Origin of the sequence: Lysinibacillus sp. FSL M8-0355, from assembly GCF_038008985.1 — a bacterium.
GTDB classification, from domain to species: domain Bacteria; phylum Bacillota; class Bacilli; order Bacillales_A; family Planococcaceae; genus Lysinibacillus; species Lysinibacillus fusiformis_D.
Genome location: NZ_JBBPAI010000001.1, coordinates 1,826,837 through 1,847,964 on the forward strand (window position 1 = coordinate 1,826,837; position 21,128 = coordinate 1,847,964).

The window sequence follows — 21,128 nt, forward strand, 5'->3', positions numbered from 1 at the left end:
CTTGATGGAACTTCTTAAAAACCTCATTATTTTGCCATGAAACGTTCACAAACAGAAAGGACGCTTTTTAGCCTTTTTTTTGGTACGATGAATGCAGTAACTGTAAGGAGCGATTAAAAAATATGGGATCTGATATTAACGTATTTTTAGCTTTTGGTGCAGGGTTTTTAAGTTTTATTTCACCATGTACTCTTCCACTATATCCAGCATTTTTATCGTACATAACGGGTATGACACTAGATGAGCTAAAATCAGAAAAAGGCATGCTTCAAAAACGTGCCATTTTCCACACATTATTCTTTTTACTAGGATTTTCAATTATCTTTATCATTATTGGACTAAGCGCTTCATTTGCGGCGGAGTTTTTCCTAAATTATCAAACTTTATTACGACAGGTTGGCGCTATTTTAATTGTAGTATTCGGTTTAATGATTGTCGGATTATTGCAAGTAGACTTCTTAATGAAGGATCGAAAGTTCCAATTTAAAAATAGACCGTCTGGCTATTTTGGATCTGTCTTAATTGGTATTGCCTTTGCGGCAGGTTGGACACCATGTACGGGACCAATCCTTGCGTCTATTATTATGTTAGCTAGTACAAATCCTGGTGCGGGCTTTAGCTATATGCTTGCGTATTATTTAGGATTTGCGATTCCATTCTTCGTGCTATCTTTCTTTATTTCACGTATGACATGGATTCGTACACACAGCCAAAAAATTGTGAAAATCGGTGGTTATGTCATGATTGCCGTGGGGATTTTATTATTCTTTGACGGCTTAACGTATATTACCCGCGTTTTACAGCCTATTTTCGGTGGATTTACAGGCTTTTAATTTGTTAAACTAAAAGGCATACCGAACTTTAACGCGGAGGGAGATGAACATGTGCCTACAGTTTTAGTAGTGGATGATACGCTATTCATGCGTGTTGCAATCAGTAATATGTTTTCAGAATGGGGTTATGAGGTAGTCGGTAAAGCAGCAAATGGCAAAGAAGCTGTGGCGATGTATCGTGATTTACAACCAGATTTAGTCACAATGGATGTAACGATGCCCGTTATGACCGGTATTGCGGCAGTAAAAAAAATCGTCCCAGAATTTCCAAATGCAAAAATTATTATGGTGACAGCATTAGGTCAGCAAAAATTAATCGTAGAAGCGATTGAAAGCGGCGCCAAGGATTTTATCACAAAACCTTTCGAGCCAGAAAGATTAAAGGCTGTCGCCGATCAATTACTTGGTCAAAATTGCTAATTAGACATTAGAGGAGGATTTTTATGTTGAGCAGTATCCCTTCTCACTATTATGTTATAGGGTCAACTATCATGGCCATTCTTATGGGCGGCTTTGTGATGATCATACGAATGAGAGCTTCCAAAAAGCCGACAAATGAGAAGAAAATTATTATCCCACCAATTGCCATGTCTTCTGGTGCACTCATGTTTTTATTTGAGCAATTCCGCGTGCCAGCCATGCAAATTTTAGAAGCAGCCGCGGTGGGCATGTTGTTCTCGACAATCTTAATTGCTACTTCGAAATTTGAAGTAAAGGGACGAGACATCTATTTAAAACGTTCCAAAGCCTTCGTTTTTATTTTATTCGGTCTGTTAATATTCCGAGTCGTAGCGAAAATGATTTTAAGTAGTTCCATCGATGTCGGTGAATTAGCAGGTATGTTCTGGATACTAGCCTTCGCCATGCTATTACCTTGGCGAATCGCTATGCTGATCCAGTTTAAAAGAGTCAAAAAAACAATTCCAAAACTACACTAGTGCAGAAGCTAGTGTAGTTTTTTTGTGCTTGAACAGCAAAAGTGTGGATAGAAGCTTAAAAGTAGAGGATAGAATTTTGAAGCGTGGATAGAAGCTCAGAAGTGGTGGATAAAACAGCAAAAGTAGCGGATAGAATGAGGAAAGCGAAGGATAGCTTTGCGAAAGAAGAGGATAGAACCAGAAAAGCAGCGGATAGCCACGAACACCCACATTATAAATAAGAAAAAACGCTGCACATAGCTTCGTGCAGCGTTTTTTTAATCAAATAAATGTTCGTAGGGGGCGATGTCAATGTGCATTTGTTCTAATTTTTTGCGTAAAAATTTGTGATCGCGTTTTGGTGTGGCCTGGATATATCCACGAATAATAAGGTCATTATTGATGGCAGCAGCTTTTTCTTCTAATGCGAGCTCGCCAATTTTTCCTGCAATTTTTTCCTTTGCTACTTGTCTAAAGAGCTCAGGTACAGGGCTTACTAGCTCATAGAGTAAGTCTTTTTCAGCTTGTCCCCATAAGTGAATCGTTCTATCTAAATAATATTCTTGCCAATCTAAATCTGATTTTCCATCTTGTTTAGGGAGTGCCTTTAAAAATTTTCGGAACATGAAGAATCCGCCAATAGCCATCAATGAAATGAGGACGACAACCCAAAATAAAATAAACCATAAAAACCAACCTTGTAACAAATCGTTCACCTCTTTGCCTTCTCTCATTCTATTATAAGAGCTTCCGAAAAAAAATTCATCCTATAATGTCCCTTTTTTAGCAATTCGCCATTATATAGTGTGCAGAAGGGAGGTGAGACTCGATGGTAGACGTTCACTTTTTAAATGCAACACTGCGTCTTAAGTATGTGACGGGCTATGATGAACAAAATGAACCAATATTCATCACAAAATCATATCGAAATATTAGCCCCTCGCATAATGAGGGCGACTTAGTAGCGGTTGCACACGTCATTGCTAGTCTTTCATCACAGACATTGGCTAGTATTGTCAAGCAAGAAACAAACGAGTTATCTTAAGGAGGAATCAAACATGACACAAGTTTTAGAGTTACTCTTTGCAACGACTGATGGGAAAACGACAACACTTACAATTGATGCACCAAAGCCGCATATCACAGCGGCTGAAATTCAGCAGGCTATGACAACGATCCTTGCTAAAAATGTCTTTGCTGGTCAGACTGGTGCTTTATCTTCCATCAAGGGTGCACGCATGGTAGATCGCCAAGTAACAGAATTTGATGTAGCAACAGAATAATTCAAAACAGGTCTTTGCAATGAAACCGCAAAGACCTGTTTTACTGTAGGAGAGAGGGGGAGACAAATGGAACCGTGGCTGAACATGATATCCGATATCGGTTTTCCGATTTTAGTGTCATTTTATTTATTGCACCGTGTCGAAGTAAAGCTTGATGCGATTCATGCGGCGCTCGTTTCGTTAAAATGAAATTTATTTCACAAAGATGTACGAAAGCTGTCACGTAGAAGTTCTTGTCAACGTTTACAACCTACGGTAGGATGAGGGTAGTGTAGGTTAGGGAGAGTGTTGACATGAAACGTAAGTTAATAGGGCTAGTTCTACTTTTAGCCTGTGCATCTGTGCTTGGCGCATGTGGAAATTCAAAATTTAAAGCAGACTACAGCCTCGAAATACCCGATTTTGAACATATTAATCAACGTGGTGAAACCGTTTCGCTCGAAAGTTTAAAAGGTAAGCCTTGGATCGGCATGTATATTTTCACGAACTGTATATCGATTTGCCCGCCGATGTCATTGAACATGGCACAAGTGCAGGAAAAGCTCCAGAAAAAAGGAGTAGAGGATTATCACATCGTTGCCTTTTCAGTAGATCCAGACGTTGATAAACCAGAAGTGTTAGCTAATTATATCAGTAAATACAATGTGCCAGATGAATCTAAGTGGAATCTTCTGACAGGCTATTCACAAAAATATATTGAACAGTTTGCAGTGAAAAATACAAAGATATTAGTGAAAAACGACCCTAACAGTGACCAAGTCATTCATGGCAATCAATTTTTCTTAGTGGACAAAGATGGTGTAATGGTCAAAATGTATAATGGCTTTGCTGAAAATATTGAAGATGTACCAATTGATACGATAGCTTCCGATATCGAAACATATATTGATGAAAATTTATAAAGTAGCAATAAACCGTCTCGAATTTTAGAGGCGGTTTTTTTATGTCATTTTAAGCTGGAAAAATAATCTTTTTCTGGTTGGGAATCGTTTATAGTGTGGAAGGAGGGAAATCACATGTCAGATAACGAAAAATTAGAGCAGCTAATGGCTATACATACGGAGCAAATGTTTCGAATTGCTTATTACTATACGAAGGATTTACAAATAGCCGAAGATATTGTGCAGGACGTATTTATTAAATTTTATCATCAAAAGGATTATGAAGAGAGAGGGGAGATGAAAGCATATCTTGCCCGCATGACAATCAATAAATGTAAGGATTACTTAAAAAGCTGGGCATACAGAAAAATTACATTGCAGCATAGATTTTTTACAAAGCAAAAAATGGTCTTACAGGACACACTGATTCGTCAAGATGAGCAAGCCTTACTAGATGAAGCGATTTTACGCTTACCAATCAAGCAACGCGAAGCAATCGTTTATTTTTATTTAGAGGAGATGACGATTAAAGAGATTGCGGAATTACTTACAATTCCTGAAGGTACTGTGAAATCTCGTTTAAAGAAGGGGAAGGAGCTATTAAAAATAGATTTGCAACATATTGAATGGGAGGTACTTTTCCATGGATAAGCATACAATGCAGGCGTTACAAGATGTTTCAGCACATAAAGAAGCAATCATACATAAGGTTCGCCAACAAATTCAGCAAGAGCCTTATCCGTCCAAACCAAAGTGGACGTATCGTGCAGTTACCATCATGATGACATGCTCTATTTTATTTTTCATTGCCTGGCAAGCAGCCAAACCGTCTAATCAACTGACGACACAGGTAATGAATGAAGAAGAAAAACCTCCTTTTACGGATTTGTTTCAAACAGAAGTGGAAGGAACAGATACAACATACAGTCAGTTTTTCCCGCTAGCCAATTTTTTAAGTCAGGCAAAAAATATCAAATATTATGCACCACTTCAGGGTTTCGTGGCTATGCAATCAGTAGCAACCTCACTGGGCAATGTCGTTCATCTTACTACACCGGAAGAGTTGCCATTTCAACCAAATATTCAGGAGGTCTATGCGGTATCATCCAAAATGGATGATGGCAGTCAACAAACGCAATTTCAATTTAGCTATAAAGAAAAATCCTCCACTGGCAGGGATCTACAATACATTAATTTCTCAGTGACAAATGTAAATCGTAATCCCTTATCAACATATATTAAATCGAAAGATATTGAGGAAACTTTAGGGATTAAAGTTTCAAATGTAGGTTTAAATTTTATGAATCCTTTATATTATCGGGAGATGACACCAGATCGAGGTTTTGTTTACATTTACTATAATTACGATGAAACAGATAAGCGCATCTTTCAAATGACTACAAATGCCAATGAATTTTATACGTACTATAACGGCTATGTCTATCATATTGGTTATCAATTAGATGGCGACCCACAAGAAGTCCAAGAAAAAATGGCGACCATCGTAAGGACGTTTATTCTTGGCGATTAGTAAAGCGCAGATGAGACAATCCCTTTGAACTATTATAGAATGATAGAAAAGAGGGGATGGGTACAATCATGACAATCGCACACACTTATTTACAAGTTGTTCAAAAAAGATTTAACAATGTGAAAGAGCAGGGGGATAAGGCGCTTGCCCAATTAGAAGAGGCACAGTTACATTGGGCGTATAATGAGGAATCCAATAGTATCGCAGTTATTGTGAAGCATGTTAGTGGCAATATGATTTCACGCTGGACAGATTTTTTAACGACGGATGGTGAGAAGTCTACACGTAATCGAGATGATGAGTTTATGGATAGTCTTCACACGAAAGAGGCCATGCTCGTAGCTTGGGAAAAGGGTTGGCAAGTGTTTTTAGACGCCTTAGCGAGTTTAACAGAATCTGATTTGCAGCGATATGTCACAATTAGAGGAGAGCAGCTAGCAGTCATTGATGCCATTGAAAGACAGATGGCGCATTATGCACAGCATGTCGGTCAAATTATTTATATTGCGAAACAAGTTAAGGGCTCTGCTTGGCAAACGCTTAGTATTCCAAAAGGACAGTCACAGGCTTTTACAGAATCCATGCTAGATAAACAGCAACGTTAACTAAAGAAAGATCGTAGCCAATAACATGTGCTACGATCTTTTTATGTTAAATATAGCTTGTACATGGTCGTTTCTGCATCAATAGCTTGGGCGAGTTCGAATGCTTCCTGCTGATTTCTTTGATTCGTGATGATCTCATAGAAAAAGCGAATAAGAAACATGAGATTTGCGTTACCTTCTATATAATCATCGGGTGCTAAATAGGAGTGACAGCCACTTTCTAAAAAGGCTGTCGCTAGCTGTTGCCAGCCTAATGTACAGCCAGCTGCTATCACCTTGACATCCTGTAGCTGACAATAGGATAGGACATCCTGTCGTTCAAAGTAGATACTTTTAGGTTCATTGTCTTCATATACATCTTCGCCTAACTCGGGTAAACAAAAGCGTCCCTCATTACCGTGGAAGTTTAAAATAAGATAGTCCATTTTGCTTGGCAGATCCTCTCCAGACAAGACATCAATCAAATCATTTGGTCTTCCGATTAAATGAATTGTCACCCGTGCATCAAAGGATTCTAGTGCCGCTCTGATGGCCATGGATTCGAAATCACAATCAGGTCCAATGACTAAATGTACGTATAATGCTGGTTTACTCATATTTGCTTCACCTCTATTATTAGTATAGATGAAACTTATTGGGAGTGTAAACCGTATATTACAATAATTACTATATATAAAAGTCTGTAAAGGAGGCGTAGGGATGCACAAGGGAGGCCATATTTATACACTGTTACTAGGCATTATTCTTAGTATAAGTACACTTCTACTTTTCAGTTACAATGAAAGGCAGCGAGAGGAGCTAGTATCCCTGCATCATAGTGAATTTCAAACAATTCAAGAGGCTTGGTATTTGTCTGGAAGTGATAGCAAGGAGCAATATTTGTATCCATTAAAGCAAGTGTTCTACATCAACCGTTATGAGGTGAAAGACAAGGAACATCTCCAACAAGCATTACAGTCCCCAAAAAATCCGGTTAGTCGACCAGCTAATGCTACTACGGTAAGCGACTTATATATACGTCTTTATAATGGCAAGGAAATGGCCGTGAAGGTGATTAGCAAGGATGAACGATTATTCCTAATGGATCAGAAAACGATGCAGTATTATGAACTAAAGGCACAAGATATGGTGGATTATTTTCATTTGTTGAATGAAGAAAGTAGAATGCCGTTTCTATTATTTATTGTGTATACAATTATATTTTTCAGTCTAGCCTTTATGCTAGCAAAGAAACTTACAGGGGCTAAATCGATAGAAAAAGAAACGGCTCCTCCCATATATTTAAACAAAGCGAAGAGCAAGAGACCGTTAGCAGATTTTATTTTTCCAGCCGCCTTGCCATTCGTTATTACATTTTCTTTGCAGATCTATGGGGCTCAGCATAGCTTATTGTTACTAAGTGCTATTATGCTTACTTCAGGCATTCGAGAATATGTTGAAAAAAGAGGGCTTTTTCTTAAAATGGTTCTGTTGCTCCCTCTCTTTTGGGTTTACCTCTACGGTTTCCAAATGCTTTCTACCTATTTAAACTAGCGATATAGTGGATATTATTGTCAATAGATTGAGCGTGGAGTTCTTATTTTTGTTAAATTTTAGCGATAATTTATGAGGATAGATACATATTATATAGGTTAATAGGTTTAGGTAGGCTATACTCAATATGATTATAGTAGAATTGAGGGAATCATATGAGACTAACTGTGGAACGAAAACTACAAATTGCTTTTGGCATTGTACTCGTCTTCCTACTGCTTATTTCAGGTATTGCATTATACTACTTGAATCATAATAATCAGACTCTAGCAGAAATTGAAGACAAGACAGAATTTATTCATTTATATCAAGATATCTCGTTCCAAACAGTTCGAGCAAATGCAGCTATTCGTGGGTATATATTATATGGCAAGGAAGAAATGCTTAACAACCACCATGAAATCCGCGAGACCTTACATACGTCGATTAATCGTCTCCAAGAAAAAGGCGATAGCAATGAAGAATTTGAGCAGTTTTTACAGCAACTAGCCGATTGGGAAAAGGCGATAGATGGGCAGATAGTGCCACTTTATCAACGAGGAGATCATCAACAAGCCCAACAGCAAGCATTGCCAATTTTAGGTGAAGGTTCTCTGAAGTTAGTTGTCTTTGGTAAGACGATGGCAACGGCTCAACAGGAAGAGATGCAAGCTCATATTGAAGCAACCAAGCAAGAAGGAGAAAGAAGCGGGGTAGAAATTACAATACTAGCCGTTATTTCTTTGATTGTTAGTATCATCATTGCCACAGTATTTGGGAGACGAATCGCTAAAAACATTCAGCAAACAGTAATAGAAATGGATAAATTCTCTGAAGGGAATTTGCACACGCATTTACAATTTAAAACCAAGGATGAATTCGCCCATTTGGCCGAGTCCTTTAATAGTATGTCACAAAAGCTTCGACTGATGATGAAACAAGTAGGCAACTCCTCCGAACAAGTTGCAGCCACATCAGAACAACTGACGGCTAGTAGCATGGAGGTTACACAGGCGACAGAAGTGGTGACGGAATCTATTCACGATATTGCACAAGGAATTGACCAGCAGGACACTTTAACAAGCGATGTACGGAATTTATCAGCTCATATTTTAAAGAAAATGAATGATATTTCTACAAGTATCCATAACGTGAATCATGCAACCGTCGAAACGAAAAATATGGCGAGTATAGGGCGTTCTTCTGTGCATGATGTGACGGAACAAATGAATGAAATTTCTGCCAATACAAGCGAGTTAAATACCCGTGTGCAAGATTTAGATGACAATACAGCGGCGATTGTAAAAGCCGTGAATGTCATTAAAAGTATTGCGACACAAACTAATTTACTGGCAATCAATGCCTCGATTGAAGCGGCAAGAAGCGGTGAACATGGCAAAGGCTTTGCGGTTGTTGCAGAGGAAGTACGCAAGCTAGCAGATGAGTCCAATCTTGCAGCGGGGGACATTGAAAAAGTAGTGGCACAAATTACCGATAGCACGAGAGTCATTGAAGAGGATATGGTCAATAGCAATGATTCGGTCCATGTAGGACGTGAAAAGGTCAATGTGGCAAGAGATAATTTTATACAGATTGATGATGCCATTAATGATGTACAAGCACAAACTGAGATAGTGACAACAGCCATTCGGACTATTCATCAGGATGTAGAAAAGTTAGTCAAAGAAATTGATTATATTAGTGAAGTCTCAATGAAATCGAGTCGCCATGTACAAAGTGTTGCAGCCTCTTCAGAAGAACAAAATGCAGCAATGGAGGAGGTAGCAGCTTCCTCTACACATCTAGCGAAAATGGCGATAGATTTGCAAGAGTCTATACAGTCATTTAAATATTAACGAAACACTACCTCTGTATATTTACAGGGGTTTTCTAGTTGTCTGCAAAGCCTGAATAATAAGAAATTCAAAAATATGTTTGAAAAATAATATTTCATCCGATAAAAGCTTTGGGAGAAATGTGAAGCAGATAAAGAGAGGGAAATACTGTGGAAAATAGCTTGCTATTTTTTCACGACAAGAATCAAAAGGAGATTGATATATGAAGAAACTATTTAGCAGTTTTAAGGGCAAGCTTTATACTTTATTTGCGCTAGTATTACTAATTCCTGTCATTTCTGTTGGGAGTTTATCTTATTTATCTGCAAAAGACTCAATAGAAGAAGAAATATTATTTAGTGCCAATGAAAGTGTGGGCATTTTAAATAAGCTTATTGATAAAACCATTAGCGAAAAAATGGATGATATCAATGTATTTAGCAGTGAATTAGATGCAGGAAAATATCAGCAATCCCAAGCCTCTATTGAGACGAATTTGCATCAGTATGTAGAGCTAAATCCAGATGTGCTAAGTATTTATATTGGCATGAACGATGGCTCCTTTACACAAGAGCCAAAATTAAATGATGCAGACTATAATCCACTAGATCGAGATTGGTATAAAGAGGCAACAGCCCTCAAAGGAGAAACGTTAATCACAAATCCTTATAAAGATGCAGGAACTGGCGATATGGTTGTGACGGTTGCCAAACAGATTAAGGATCATGCTGGGGTTGTGGCTATTGATATTAAACTGACAGACCTTCAAAAAATTGCAGATTCCATTCGAATCGGGAAAAATGGTTATCCTTCTATTTTTGGTGAAGAAAATATGGTTATCTCACACCCTACGCTTGAAGCTGGAGGAAAACTAAAAGAAAGCTTCCTCGATCAAATGTACGAAAATCCTTCTGGTACCTATAAATATGTCTTTGACGGTGATAACCGAATCCTGTTCTATACAACAAATGAACTGACTGATTGGAAAATCACAGGGACCATTTTTGCCAAAGAAATTGATGAATCGGCATCTAAAATTTTATACCATACGATTTTAGTGCTGATTGCGGCTATTGTTATTAGTACGATTGTCTTTTATTTTGTTATGAGGGCTGTGTTAAAGCCAATTAAAGCTTTAAAGGATAGTGCTGTGACGATCAGTAAAGGCGATTTGACAGAAACGGTGACGGTTACGTCGAAGGATGAGATTGGTCAATTAGGACAAGCCTTTAATGATATGCAAGAAAGCTTACGGACACTTATTCAAAAAATTGAGCAAAATGCAGAGGAAGTGGCTTCGTCAGCAGAGGAGCTAACAGCCAACGCGAATCAAACAAGCATTGCAACGGAAAAAGTGGCGATTTCTATTCAGGATGTTGCCTCAAGTGCTGATTCGCAAACGATCAGTGCCAATAAAAATGCAGAATCACTGCATGAGCTTTCAACAGCTATTTTGCATATTGCCGAAATATCCTCTGCTGTGACAGACCTTTCGCAGCATGCAACATCACAAGCAGATGAGGGTGGACAAGCTGTGCAGAATACGAAGGATCAAATGCAATCCATTCATTTATCTGTAGCAGATTCCAATGCGAAAATTCAAACCTTGCATGAACGATCTCAGCAAATTACGTCCATCTTAGATGTCATTACGAGCATTGCCGATCAAACGAACTTACTTGCATTAAATGCAGCTATTGAGGCGGCAAGAGCAGGTGAGCATGGGAAAGGGTTTGCCGTTGTGGCAGATGAGGTTCGCAAGCTAGCAGAACAATCACAAGAATCGGCCAAACAAATATTTGAGCTTATTCGAGGTATTCAGCAAGAGACGGAGCAATCTGTCAGTATTATGGCGAAGGTAACGGAGGATGTGCAAAGTGGTCTGCATATTTCGGATGAAGCCATTGCAAAATTCCAAGTCATTATGGCAAGCATGAATGAAATTACACCTAAAATGGAGGAAGTCTCTTCAGCCTCTGAGCAAATGTCAGCAGGCGTCCAAGAGGTGGCAGCCGTAACAGAAGATTTGGCATTCTCTGCAAAAGGCAATGCTTCTGCATCCGAGGATGTAGCGGCATCAACAGAGGAACAATTAGCCTCAATGGAAGAAATCAATGCCTCGGCACAAGCACTCGCACATATGGCGGATGAATTAAAGCAACTGATTAGTCAATTTAAATATTAAAGCACAAACGCCACTCCTATCAAAAGGAGTGGCTTTTCATAGTGTTGAAAAACAAAACCATCCATAGAATTTATGTGAAAGGTGAAAAAGGATTTCCGTTGCAGGCTACTTGCTTTCCTGTGGGCGAGCGCCGAGCCGCTTCCTCCGCTACCGCTCCGTGCAGGGGCTCGCCTGTCTCGCTATTCCCACGGGAGTCAAGTAGCCTTCCACTCCAATCCATAAAATAAAAATGTTCACTTTTTAGCAAAAAAGTGAACATACTCACTACTCTTTTATGGAGGGGTGTTGTCACACATCACTTCTCCACATTGAAAGTAAGAAGCTATCCTCTCTTATACTATAAATAATGGGCTATTTTGTTCAGGAAAAGACACTTTGGCAGAATGGTTGATTGGAGTGGAGCCAGTGTCACTCCTAGGGGATTTAGTGAGCTGCACCCAAAATATTGGACTTAAAAATCTACTATAGGGGGTGCAGGTAGTGATTTCTGATGAACAAAAATTAGCCGCAGTTCTAGCTTACTTTGAAGAAAAAGAAAGTACGTATCAGATTGCCAATCGATTACAGAGGGATCGACAGTACATTCGATTATGGATTGAATTATATCGCTATCATGGCATCGAAGGAATTATTCGTCCTCAAGGGTTCACGAATTACGAAGATTCTTTTAAAATAAAAGTAATTCAACACCTGATAGAGACGGGCGATTCGCTCCTCCAGACTGCTGCGAAGTTTAATATTCCTTCCCGTGAAACCGTTCGGAGATGGAAAAAACAATGGATGTCAACGGCTGGTGAGGTGCTCTATCAAGTAGAAAAGGAGCGCCAATCAATGCCAAAAAAACAACCACCTTCGTCCGATTTAAATGGAAAAACAACGGATGAGTTAAAAGCCGAAATTGAGTATTTACGGATGGAAAATGCCTATTTAAAAAAGTTGAAAGCCTTAGTTCAAGAAAAGGATGCCTTCAAATCCAAGAAAAAGTAAGAGCTGTCTATGAGCTAAGGTTGGATTTTCCTCTTCAAGCTCTATTAAAAGTCGCGAAACTTAAGAAAAGTACGTATTATTATCATCTCCAAAAATGGGTAAAACCAGATAAATATCAGGCGATCAAAGAACGAATTCAGACGCTTTTTCATTACCATAAGGGGCGTTATGGCTATCGTCGTATTTGTTTAGCCCTCCGAAATGAAGGGTTTTTCATCAACCATAAAACGGTCCAACGATTGATGCAAGAATTGGGCTTAAAAGGGACGGTACGCCCTAAAAAATACCGTTCGTATAAAGGGACAGTCGGCTATGTCGCAGAGAATGTCATCCAACGTGATTTTGAAGCCACTGCACCCAATCAGAAATGGGTAACCGATGTAACGGAGTTTAAAATAAACGGTCAAAAAATCTATATATCCGCTGTATTAGATTTATTCAATCGAGAAATCGTTGGGTATGAGGTATCAAAATCACCTAATTTTGAGTTAGTTCAACAGTCTTTTAAGAAGGCGTTTACGTATACAAAGTTATCGAAAAAGAGTGGCTTAATCGTCCATTCTGATCAAGGATGGTTATATCAAATACCACGTTTTAAAGCGTTATTGGCAACACATGAAATCAAGCAAAGTATGTCACGGAAAGGAAATTGTTTAGATAATGCCGTGATAGAAAGCTTTTTTGGCATTATGAAATCAGAATTTCTATACGCAACAACGTTTAAGAACTACGAAGCATTCAAAAAAGCGTTAGTAGACTATATCCACTACTACAATCATGAGCGGATAAAAATAAAACTCAACGGAAAAAGTCCAGTTGAGTTTCGAAGAGTTTCTTAAAAGTTCAAATTTTTGGGGTCAGTTCATAGCGTCACAGAGGAGACCCTGGAGCGAACGCAGTGAGTGAAGCGGCTCATCGGACGCCCCCTGGAAAGGACGCTGGCGGAACGGAAATCAACCCCTCGCCTTACAAAATTGCTTATTATGCCGTTGACATTACCTTTTTTCAACAACATGAAACGCCACTCCTATCAAAAGGAGTGGCGTTAGCTGTTTATCGATCTTCTTCCCAACAATCTGTATTTTTTAAGGTTGGAATTGATTTTGCATAAAAGACAGGATTTTTACCAGCTTTACGTTGCTGTGTAAAGTCGTCTAATACAAGGAAGGCAATTTTACCGAGAATAATAATAATGGCTATATTGATGAGCGCCATTAGACCCATAAATAGGTCAGCTAAATTCCATACAAGCTGTACCTGAGCTACAGAGCCAAACATGACCATAGCTAACACTAATATACGATAGCTAAACATCCAACCTTTATGCGCATCCATAAACTCAATATTGGATTCACCATAATAATAGTTTCCAATGATCGAACTGAAGGCAAAGAAGATGATGGCGATAGCAATAAAGTAAGGAGCCCAGTCCCCAACTTGGACAGCTAAAGAATTTTGCGTCAAGATAATGCCGTCACTTTCGCCTTTATCATATAAGCCAGCTAAAATAATGATAAAGGCAGTCGCTGTACAAATCATGATCGTATCAAAAAAGACACCTAAGCTTTGTACCAGCCCTTGTTTGGCAGGGTGTGAGGTATTGGCAGTTGCCGCCGCATTAGGTACACTCCCCATACCAGCCTCGTTGGAAAATAAACCACGACGGACACCTTGCATAATAGCCGCCCCAATTGCACCACCAGCAGCTTCCTGTAGGCCAAATGCATGCGTGAAAATTAAGTTAAAAACATGCGGGATTTCCGAGAAATTTGTCACTACAACGAAAAGGGCTACAAGTAAATAGAAAATCGCCATGACAGGTACAAGAATTTGCGTCACCTTCACAATTCTATGAACACCGCCAAAAATAATTAAGGCTGTTAAGGCGACAAGTATTATCCCAATGATCGCTGGTTTGATATCAAATGCTTCTCCAACTGACGTGGCAATTGTATTGGACTGTACAGCATTAAAAATAAACCCAAAGCTAAATGTTAATAAAATACTAAAAATAATTCCTAGCTTTCGTTGACCTAACGCTTTTTCCATGTAGTAGGCAGGTCCACCCCGGAAGGTATTACCATCCTTCACTTTATAAACCTGTGCTAAGGTACTTTCAATGAAGGCAGTAGCCATCCCTAAAATAGCGATGATCCACATCCAAAAAACAGCACCTGGTCCTCCTACACCAATGGCTAAGGCAACACCTGTAATATTCCCTGTGCCGACACGTGAAGCAGCACTAATAGTAAAAGCCTGGAACGGTGATACACCTGATTCGCCCTCTCTTTTTTCTACAATTAAACGAAACATTTCAGGAAACAGACGAATTTGTACAAACTTCGTACCAAATGAAAAATATAGTCCTGCTACGATTAATAAGATAATTAGGATATATGTCCATAAAATATTATTTCCACTATTTACAATACTTGAAATCCATTCCATAAGTTGTCCTCCTTTTACAATACGCTTTAGTCTACACTGTTTTTTTATAAAAAATCAACATTTCTAAAATAATGAAAATAATCATAATGTTTTGTGATTTTAAAATATTTAAATGGATAGAGTTGCTTTAAATACTATTTTTCTGTCATATTCGATAGGGAGATAAAGCATTAAATTTGGAAAATTCTCTTATTTCATTGCGAGTTATGCGTATAATAATAGAAAAGGAGTGTGATGTTGATGAAAACAATCGGCTTAATTGGTGGGATGAGCTGGGAATCCTCCGCTGCCTATTACAGGCTCATGAATGAGCAGGTCAAACAGCGACTAGGAGGCTTACATTCTGCCAAATGTATTTTATATAGTGTGGATTTCCAACAAATTGAGCATTTTCAAGCGAAAGGAGAGTGGGACAAAGCGGGGAATGTTCTGGCACAAGCAGCGCAATCACTTGAGCGTGCAGGTGCAGATTTCGTTATTATTTGTACGAATACGATGCATAAGGTCATTGATATTATAGAGGCAGCGATTACCATCCCGATTTTACATATTGCGGATGCAACAGCTAGACAAATTAAAGAAGCAGATCTACAGAAAATAGCCCTTCTTGGCACGAAGTATACGATGGAGCAGGCGTTTTATAAAGCAAGAGTGGAGGGTTTCGGTATTGAGGTTATTGTGCCAGACAGCCACGAACGAATGGAAGTAAATCGCATTATTTATGAAGAACTGTGTTTAGGTATCATTAAGCAAGACGCCAAATCGTACTATATCCAAGTTGTTGAGGAGCTTGTGCAAGCGGGGGCACAAGGAGTGATTTTAGGCTGTACGGAGATTGGTTTATTGATTCAGCAGGAGGATATTAGTGTGCCAGTGTTTGATACAGCAGCCATTCATGCACAAACTGCGGTGTCCATGGCGATTCAGGAGGAGTTGTAATATGCCAGGCAAGGTACGACAAATGGGCATCAAGATTGGCAAGTTACCAGTTGGACCAAAAAACTGTATGACCGATGTAGCGGGAGTTCAGGTGGGACATGTCACATTGGATGAGCCATTAGATCAGGACGGTGCTTATGCGTGTACAGGAGTCACAGCCATTTTACCGCATGGTGGTAATTTATTTCAGCAAAAGGTAACGGCGGCAAGCTATGTGTTAAATGGTTTCGGAAAAACAACGGGACTTGTGCAAGTCAATGAGCTTGGTGTGATCGAATCACCTATTATGTTAACGAATACCTTTGGCGTGCCAGCCGTTACACAAGGAACATTAAGCTATATGTTGGACTTGAATGAAGATATTGGGCTCATAACAGGAACGATTAATCTTGTGGTAGGCGAATGTAATGATAGTTATTTAAATTCGATTCGAGCGTGTCCCGTGACACCAGAACATGCAATAGCAGCCATTCGTCAAGCCTCTACGGATATAGTACAGGAAGGAGCCGTTGGAGCAGGGAAAGGTATGATGTGTTTTGGCTATAAAGGGGGGATTGGTTCGTCTTCTCGCCTTGTTAAAGTTGAACAACAGGAAATTAGCTATACAGTAGGTTGTCTAGTTCTCAGTAATTTTGGTCAAAGCACTGAGTTTTTAGCCGAGCGTTACAACGCTTCCAATAGGCAAAGCCAATCAACATTATCTCCTACAGATGGTTCAATACTTATTATTCTTGCAACGGATGCCCCGTTGAGTAGCCGCCAATTGCTGCGTGTCATTAAACGCTGTGGTATCGGTCTCGGTCGGACAGGTAGTCACTTTTCACATGGTAGTGGGGATGTAGTCATTGGTTTTACAACGGCACACAGTATTCCTCATACGACAGATCAGCTGATGGAAACAAGAACACAGCTACGTGAGGATCACCCCATCATGAATCAGTTGTTTGCCGCCGCAGCTGAAGCGACAGAGGAAGCGATACTCAATTCATTATCTCAGGCCCAGACTACAACGGGGCGCAATGGCCATACAGTGGAAGCTTACGCTTTTCATAAGGCATAACGATTAAAGCTATTGAGACATCATCCATGTTTCGATAGCTTTTTTTGTACTTCGTTAGCATGAGCGAGCAATGCGATGAATAAAATCCTTAACTAGAGGACAAAAGTGATTTTTCGACAGTGTTTTGCTGGAATATGAATCATTATAGGAGAAAAACTATTATATTGTAATTATTCCTTTTTTATCTAGTCAATGCTAGGGAGATATGATAACATTCATTTTAAAAAACTGAATTATCTAAAAATTAAGGAGGTGTGCCAATATCATCAACCTATTTCAACCAATAGCGGCAGCTATAAATAGGAATCCACCTCTATCTCCGTTTGTTCGTGAAAACGGTGAGCCGCTTATCCAGGTCACAGCTACACATCCGAGACTATTCATGGAGCCTATCTACTATCAGCAACAGATTCCTGATAGTTTGCAAGTTATTTATGTGCGAGAAGGGGTCTATAAGCGTTTGCAGCAGGCGTTAACGTTATTACCACAAGAATATAGTCTCTTACTTTATGATGGGTATCGTCCGTTTCAAGTACAGCAATATTTGTTTACCCATTTTTCAAAGCAATTAGCACAACAAATGCCACAGGCAACACCACAGGAGCTTGTGCAGGCTACGAAAAAATATGTAGCTTTGCCAAGTGAAGAATTCGCCCATTTAGCCCCACATTTAACAGGTGGTGCAATTGATGTCACACTGGCTGATGTCCATGGTAAAGCGTTGGATCTTGGTACAGCTTTTGACGAAATGCATGAAAAATCTGCGACACGTTATTTTGAACAGCACTTGAAGGAAAATCCGCTGGCCTGTCAGCATCGGCGTCTGCTGTACAACTGCTTGTCACTTGCTGGATTCACGAATTATGCAGAAGAATGGTGGCATTACGATTATCACAATGTGGCATGGGCAAGACGTGTGCAAGCGCAGGTAGCCCATTATGGAGCAGTACACGCAACAATACAAAATCATAATGTAAAGGAGTTGCGATTTCTATGAAGGTTTATATTAGCGCAGATATTGAAGGGATTACAGGTACAACATCATGGAGTGAGACCGAGTTAAACGCACCGGACTATCTGTTTTTCCAAAGACAAATGACACGAGAAGTAGAAGCAGCCATTGAAGGAGCGATAGCAGGAGGCGCCACAGAAATTTTATTAAAGGATGCCCACGATTCTGCTCGCAATCTCGACATTTCCAATTTACCCATCAATTGTAAAGTCATCCGTGGCTGGACATATGATCCAATGTGTATGGTGGCAGGTCTCGATCAAAGCTTTGACCGTGCCATTTTTATTGGCTACCACAGTAAAGGAGGAAGTGAGCGCAATCCACTTGCCCATACACTTTGCACATATGCCGACGTCAAAATTAATGGTCATTATGCAAGCGAATTTTTAATCAATACGTATGCGGCGGCTTTACATGATGTTCCTGTATCCTTCGTTAGTGGGGATGTGGGGCTAACAGAGGAAATACAGGCCTTGAATGAACACATGATTACATTTGCCACAAAGGAAGGCATCGGAAATGCAACGATTAGTGTCAGCCCACAGCTAACCATTATGGAAACCAAACGTCTGGTAGAGTCTGCAATGAAAGTGCCACGTGCTGATTTGCAGGTAGCGTTACCAGAACGCTTTGTGGTGGAGATTATTTATCGAGACCATACACGAGCTTATCGCAATTCTTTCTATCCAAATGCCACATTCAAACCACATAATACCGTAGAGTTTATCACCGATGATTTTTATGAGGTGCTTCGTATTTTACAATTTTTAACATGATGCTACTGAGCTTGCTTTATCAATGAATGATCAATAGTGATAGCTTCGTTCCAAAATAGGAATAGAGTGCTCATCCAGGAAAATACTTACAAAGTGCTCATCGAAGCGATGAGCTCGCTCAGAAAGAGGAGAGGCGCTCACCCGAGTGAAGAATTTGCTCAGTAAAGCGCTTGCCCCGATCACAACAAGGCAAAATCGCTCATTCCAGCGAAGCCACCACTCAAAGATGTAGTCAAAAAGCAGTGGGACACGCTGTCCAATATGTTTGATTTGATAGAACCTACAAATTTATCTCATTACCGTGACAACGAGCATGGAATCGTTGTGCATTTCATCGATAGTGGGTCGATTTAGAAGGACCTAGCTTATGTTTGAAAGATCCTATTGAAGGTGCATCCGTCCTTGCAATAGGATTTTCATTATAAAAAGATGATTAGGGGGATGCTTGTGAGAAAGTCTTGGTTGCTGTTCATATGTCTGGTCGTATTGTTTTGTGTAGCCTGCAATGATGAATCATCGAGTGAAAAGGCATCGGAATATCGTGTTGTGTATTCGGGAGAAATTAAAACGTTAAATTATTTAAAGACGTCTGAAACAAATGAATTTGCGGTGGCCGCAAATATGGTGGATGGACTCATAGAATACGATCAATATGGAGTCGTTCAGCCAGGATTGGCGAAGGAATGGTCTGCTAATGAGGATGCTACTGTTTGGACGTTCAAGCTACGTGATGATGCTAAATGGGTCACACATGAGGGGAAGGACTATGCAGATGTTGTGGCACAAGACTTTGTGGATGGCTTACATTATGTGCTTGATGCTAAAAATGAATCATCGACGTCTTGGATTGCGACGGTCGTAAAAAATGGGGAGGCCTTCTATAACGGCGAGTTGGCTGATTTCAAGGAGGTTGGCATAAAGGCGCTAGATGAACATACAGTAGAATATACTTTAGAAGCCCCGACACCCTATTTCCTTTCTATGTTGAACTATGTTTGTTTCTTCCCGGTGAATGGCAAGTTCATTGCCGAGAAAGGGAAGGATTTTGGTACGACGCGTGAAAATTTCCTTTATAATGGCGCTTATCTTTTAGATAAATTTGAACCGCAAAATGAGCGTGTTCTTGTGAAAAATGAGTCGTATTGGGATAAAGACAAGGTGCTGATTGATCGCATTCGCTATAAATACAATAAAGAAGCGGCAACAGTGGCACCAGAGCTATTTTTACGTGGAGAAATTGATTCTGCTAGTATTCCAACCTCTATTATTGATGAATGGTTTAAAGACGAGAAGAAAAAATCCCAGGTTCGTCAAACACAAAATAACTTCTATACCTACTTCTATGCACTTAACTTTAATCCACAATTTGACGCCCAATATGAGCCAGATAACTGGAAGGTTGCAGTCAATAATAAAGATTTCCGTAAATCCTTATTCCATGCACTGGATCGGGTGTCCGCAATGCTGACGGTTGAGCCTTATAATCCAGCAGATTTGCTGAGCAATACTATTACACCGAAAAACTTTGTCGATGTGGAAGGGGTGGATTATACCCAATTAGCGCCACTTACGACCATTTCCAATGAAGATTCCTTCAATAAAGAGCTCGCTCTAGAGTACAAAGAAAAAGCGAAAACAGCATTAGCAGGTAAAGCCACGTTCCCTGTAAAAGTATTAATGCCCTATAATGCAGGCAGTCCAGATTGGGCCAATCGTTCTCAAGTAGTGGAACAGCAGATTGAAAAATTACTAGGGACAGATTATGTCGACATTATTGTAGAGGCTGGCCCATCGACAGGCTTCTTATCAGAGGTGCGTCGTCCTGGCAAGTTTGCGCTTTTAGAAGCGAACTGGGGTCCTGACTTTGCAGATCCCTCTACGTATACAGATCCATTCACAGTGGACGGTACTTACAATAAACCAGAATTAGCAGAAGGCTATAAAGAGGCAAATGGCAAAACGACGTACCAAAACCTTGTGGATCAAGCGAAAGAAACGATTGATGCCGCAAAACGCTATGAGCTATTTGCAAAGGCAGAGGCCTTTTTAATTGATGAAGCCTTTGTGATCCCTTATTCAGTAGGGGGGAGTGGCTATGTGGCGTCTAAATTAAATCCATTTGAGGCGCAATATTCGCCATTCGGTGTAACGGCAGAGAAATTTAAAGGACAGCAAGTGCTGGAGAAGCCAATGAGTAATGAAGAATTTAAAAAGGCGCTCGCGCAGTGGGAGCAAGAACGTGCGGAAGCGTTAGCGAATGCTGAAAAGTAGTATGGCTTCGTAGAGGAAAAGGAGATACCGAAAGAATAGTCGGCATCTCCTTT

At 39.8% G+C, this 21,128-nt stretch carries 23 protein-coding genes; 20 read left to right on the forward strand and 3 right to left on the reverse strand.

What is annotated here, in order from left to right; genetic code table 11:
- Nucleotides 1–122: 122 nt before the first annotated feature.
- Genes MKY46_RS08675 through MKY46_RS08685 form a run of 3 tightly spaced genes read left to right on the forward strand, consistent with a single transcriptional unit; the run spans nucleotide 123 to nucleotide 1,771 of the window.
- A complete protein-coding gene (locus MKY46_RS08675; protein ID WP_058844721.1) occupies nucleotides 123–833 on the forward strand; it encodes a cytochrome c biogenesis CcdA family protein in 711 nt (236 codons plus the stop codon).
- 51 nt (nucleotides 834–884) lie between these two features.
- Nucleotides 885–1,253 (forward strand): response regulator, encoded by a 369-nt coding sequence (locus tag MKY46_RS08680; protein WP_036129242.1) that lies wholly within the window; start codon nucleotides 885–887, stop codon nucleotides 1,251–1,253.
- 23 nt (nucleotides 1,254–1,276) lie between these two features.
- Nucleotides 1,277–1,771, forward strand: coding sequence for a CcdC family protein (locus tag MKY46_RS08685; RefSeq protein ID WP_036129247.1), 495 nt, complete (start codon nucleotides 1,277–1,279; stop codon nucleotides 1,769–1,771).
- Between the two features lie 257 nt (nucleotides 1,772–2,028).
- Here MKY46_RS08685 and MKY46_RS08690 read toward each other — a convergent pair whose 3' ends face one another.
- Entirely contained in the window at nucleotides 2,029–2,457 is a 429-nt protein-coding gene (locus tag MKY46_RS08690; RefSeq protein ID WP_141903346.1) for a DUF2621 domain-containing protein, read from the reverse strand.
- A 122-nt stretch (nucleotides 2,458–2,579) separates the two neighbouring features.
- On the opposite strand from MKY46_RS08690, the gene MKY46_RS08695 reads away from it, so the two are divergent.
- From MKY46_RS08695 to MKY46_RS08725, 7 genes are all read left to right on the forward strand, one after another.
- Complete coding sequence (locus MKY46_RS08695; protein ID WP_058844042.1) at nucleotides 2,580–2,795, forward strand: DUF1659 domain-containing protein; 216 nt, start codon at nucleotides 2,580–2,582, stop codon at nucleotides 2,793–2,795.
- Nucleotides 2,796–2,808: 13 nt separating this feature from the next.
- A complete protein-coding gene (locus tag MKY46_RS08700) occupies nucleotides 2,809–3,033 on the forward strand; it encodes a DUF2922 domain-containing protein (RefSeq protein WP_036129258.1) in 225 nt (74 codons plus the stop codon).
- A gap of 66 nt (nucleotides 3,034–3,099) precedes the next feature.
- A complete protein-coding gene (locus MKY46_RS08705; RefSeq protein ID WP_080717186.1) occupies nucleotides 3,100–3,222 on the forward strand; it encodes a YvrJ family protein in 123 nt (40 codons plus the stop codon).
- Between the two features lie 104 nt (nucleotides 3,223–3,326).
- A complete protein-coding gene (locus MKY46_RS08710; RefSeq protein WP_036129262.1) occupies nucleotides 3,327–3,935 on the forward strand; it encodes an SCO family protein in 609 nt (202 codons plus the stop codon).
- A 114-nt stretch (nucleotides 3,936–4,049) separates the two neighbouring features.
- On the forward strand, nucleotides 4,050–4,565 hold the full coding sequence (locus MKY46_RS08715) for an RNA polymerase sigma factor (protein ID WP_101966819.1): 516 nt from the start codon (nucleotides 4,050–4,052) through the stop codon (nucleotides 4,563–4,565).
- Nucleotides 4,558–5,445: a hypothetical protein gene (locus tag MKY46_RS08720; protein ID WP_271912971.1), complete on the forward strand. Its 888-nt coding sequence runs from the start codon at nucleotides 4,558–4,560 to the stop codon at nucleotides 5,443–5,445. The genes MKY46_RS08715 and MKY46_RS08720 overlap by 8 nt, the downstream gene beginning before the upstream one ends.
- Before the next feature lie 68 nt (nucleotides 5,446–5,513).
- Entirely contained in the window at nucleotides 5,514–6,050 is a 537-nt protein-coding gene (locus MKY46_RS08725) for a DUF1572 family protein (protein ID WP_036129271.1), read from the forward strand.
- Between the two features lie 41 nt (nucleotides 6,051–6,091).
- On the opposite strand, the gene MKY46_RS08730 is transcribed toward MKY46_RS08725, so the two are convergent.
- Nucleotides 6,092–6,646, reverse strand: coding sequence for a hypothetical protein (locus MKY46_RS08730; RefSeq protein WP_036129275.1), 555 nt, complete (start codon nucleotides 6,644–6,646; stop codon nucleotides 6,092–6,094).
- A gap of 103 nt (nucleotides 6,647–6,749) precedes the next feature.
- Between MKY46_RS08730 and MKY46_RS08735 the strand changes: the two genes are divergently transcribed.
- The 5 genes from MKY46_RS08735 (at nucleotide 6,750) to MKY46_RS08755 (ending at nucleotide 13,408) form a co-directional block, all read left to right on the forward strand.
- Nucleotides 6,750–7,583 (forward strand): hypothetical protein, encoded by an 834-nt coding sequence (locus MKY46_RS08735; RefSeq protein WP_058844045.1) that lies wholly within the window; start codon nucleotides 6,750–6,752, stop codon nucleotides 7,581–7,583.
- A gap of 155 nt (nucleotides 7,584–7,738) precedes the next feature.
- Complete coding sequence (locus MKY46_RS08740) at nucleotides 7,739–9,418, forward strand: methyl-accepting chemotaxis protein (RefSeq protein WP_271912975.1); 1,680 nt, start codon at nucleotides 7,739–7,741, stop codon at nucleotides 9,416–9,418.
- 202 nt (nucleotides 9,419–9,620) lie between these two features.
- Complete coding sequence (locus MKY46_RS08745; RefSeq protein WP_036129282.1) at nucleotides 9,621–11,582, forward strand: methyl-accepting chemotaxis protein; 1,962 nt, start codon at nucleotides 9,621–9,623, stop codon at nucleotides 11,580–11,582.
- 480 nt (nucleotides 11,583–12,062) lie between these two features.
- Nucleotides 12,063–12,569 (forward strand): helix-turn-helix domain-containing protein, encoded by a 507-nt coding sequence (locus MKY46_RS08750; protein WP_180957783.1) that lies wholly within the window; start codon nucleotides 12,063–12,065, stop codon nucleotides 12,567–12,569.
- Nucleotides 12,554–13,408 (forward strand): IS3 family transposase, encoded by an 855-nt coding sequence (locus MKY46_RS08755; protein WP_145991300.1) that lies wholly within the window; start codon nucleotides 12,554–12,556, stop codon nucleotides 13,406–13,408. The genes MKY46_RS08750 and MKY46_RS08755 overlap by 16 nt, the downstream gene beginning before the upstream one ends.
- 214 nt (nucleotides 13,409–13,622) lie before the next feature.
- On the opposite strand, the gene MKY46_RS08760 is transcribed toward MKY46_RS08755, so the two are convergent.
- Nucleotides 13,623–15,017, reverse strand: coding sequence for an alanine/glycine:cation symporter family protein (locus MKY46_RS08760; RefSeq protein ID WP_340810862.1), 1,395 nt, complete (start codon nucleotides 15,015–15,017; stop codon nucleotides 13,623–13,625).
- Nucleotides 15,018–15,257: 240 nt separating this feature from the next.
- On the opposite strand from MKY46_RS08760, the gene MKY46_RS08765 reads away from it, so the two are divergent.
- The 5 genes from MKY46_RS08765 (at nucleotide 15,258) to MKY46_RS08785 (ending at nucleotide 21,075) form a co-directional block, all read left to right on the forward strand.
- On the forward strand, nucleotides 15,258–15,956 hold the full coding sequence (locus tag MKY46_RS08765; protein ID WP_101966815.1) for an aspartate/glutamate racemase family protein: 699 nt from the start codon (nucleotides 15,258–15,260) through the stop codon (nucleotides 15,954–15,956).
- A 1-nt stretch (nucleotide 15,957) separates the two neighbouring features.
- Nucleotides 15,958–17,016, forward strand: coding sequence for a DmpA family aminopeptidase (locus MKY46_RS08770; protein WP_036127057.1), 1,059 nt, complete (start codon nucleotides 15,958–15,960; stop codon nucleotides 17,014–17,016).
- Between the two features lie 382 nt (nucleotides 17,017–17,398).
- Nucleotides 17,399–18,013: a M15 family metallopeptidase gene (locus MKY46_RS08775; protein WP_101966814.1), complete on the forward strand. Its 615-nt coding sequence runs from the start codon at nucleotides 17,399–17,401 to the stop codon at nucleotides 18,011–18,013.
- Nucleotides 18,010–18,804 carry a M55 family metallopeptidase gene (locus MKY46_RS08780; protein WP_058844953.1) on the forward strand — a complete coding sequence of 265 codons (795 nt, stop codon included), beginning with the start codon at nucleotides 18,010–18,012 and terminating at the stop codon, nucleotides 18,802–18,804. Before MKY46_RS08775 ends, MKY46_RS08780 begins: the two co-directional genes overlap by 4 nt.
- 447 nt (nucleotides 18,805–19,251) lie before the next feature.
- Nucleotides 19,252–21,075: a peptide ABC transporter substrate-binding protein gene (locus tag MKY46_RS08785; RefSeq protein WP_101966813.1), complete on the forward strand. Its 1,824-nt coding sequence runs from the start codon at nucleotides 19,252–19,254 to the stop codon at nucleotides 21,073–21,075.
- The last annotated feature ends 53 nt before the right edge of the window (nucleotides 21,076–21,128 follow it).

What these genes read in the sequence shown, in the direction of transcription:
- MKY46_RS08675 (WP_058844721.1), top strand. Translation starts at nt 123, where the DNA reads ATGGGATCTGATATTAACGTATTTTTAGCTTTTGGTGCAGGGTTTTTA.
- MKY46_RS08685 (WP_036129247.1), top strand. Translation starts at nt 1,277, where the DNA reads ATGTTGAGCAGTATCCCTTCTCACTATTATGTTATAGGGTCAACTATC.
- MKY46_RS08695 (WP_058844042.1), top strand. Translation starts at nt 2,580, where the DNA reads ATGGTAGACGTTCACTTTTTAAATGCAACACTGCGTCTTAAGTATGTG.
- MKY46_RS08700 (WP_036129258.1), top strand. Translation starts at nt 2,809, where the DNA reads ATGACACAAGTTTTAGAGTTACTCTTTGCAACGACTGATGGGAAAACG.
- MKY46_RS08705 (WP_080717186.1), top strand. Translation starts at nt 3,100, where the DNA reads ATGGAACCGTGGCTGAACATGATATCCGATATCGGTTTTCCGATTTTA.
- MKY46_RS08710 (WP_036129262.1), top strand. Translation starts at nt 3,327, where the DNA reads ATGAAACGTAAGTTAATAGGGCTAGTTCTACTTTTAGCCTGTGCATCT.
- MKY46_RS08715 (WP_101966819.1), top strand. Translation starts at nt 4,050, where the DNA reads ATGTCAGATAACGAAAAATTAGAGCAGCTAATGGCTATACATACGGAG.
- MKY46_RS08720 (WP_271912971.1), top strand. Translation starts at nt 4,558, where the DNA reads ATGGATAAGCATACAATGCAGGCGTTACAAGATGTTTCAGCACATAAA.
- MKY46_RS08725 (WP_036129271.1), top strand. Translation starts at nt 5,514, where the DNA reads ATGACAATCGCACACACTTATTTACAAGTTGTTCAAAAAAGATTTAAC.
- MKY46_RS08730 (WP_036129275.1), bottom strand. Translation starts at nt 6,646, where the DNA reads ATGAGTAAACCAGCATTATACGTACATTTAGTCATTGGACCTGATTGT.
- MKY46_RS08735 (WP_058844045.1), top strand. Translation starts at nt 6,750, where the DNA reads ATGCACAAGGGAGGCCATATTTATACACTGTTACTAGGCATTATTCTT.
- MKY46_RS08740 (WP_271912975.1), top strand. Translation starts at nt 7,739, where the DNA reads ATGAGACTAACTGTGGAACGAAAACTACAAATTGCTTTTGGCATTGTA.
- MKY46_RS08745 (WP_036129282.1), top strand. Translation starts at nt 9,621, where the DNA reads ATGAAGAAACTATTTAGCAGTTTTAAGGGCAAGCTTTATACTTTATTT.
- MKY46_RS08760 (WP_340810862.1), bottom strand. Translation starts at nt 15,017, where the DNA reads ATGGAATGGATTTCAAGTATTGTAAATAGTGGAAATAATATTTTATGG.
- MKY46_RS08765 (WP_101966815.1), top strand. Translation starts at nt 15,258, where the DNA reads ATGAAAACAATCGGCTTAATTGGTGGGATGAGCTGGGAATCCTCCGCT.
- MKY46_RS08770 (WP_036127057.1), top strand. Translation starts at nt 15,958, where the DNA reads ATGCCAGGCAAGGTACGACAAATGGGCATCAAGATTGGCAAGTTACCA.
- MKY46_RS08775 (WP_101966814.1), top strand. Translation starts at nt 17,399, where the DNA reads ATGGAGCCTATCTACTATCAGCAACAGATTCCTGATAGTTTGCAAGTT.
- MKY46_RS08780 (WP_058844953.1), top strand. Translation starts at nt 18,010, where the DNA reads ATGAAGGTTTATATTAGCGCAGATATTGAAGGGATTACAGGTACAACA.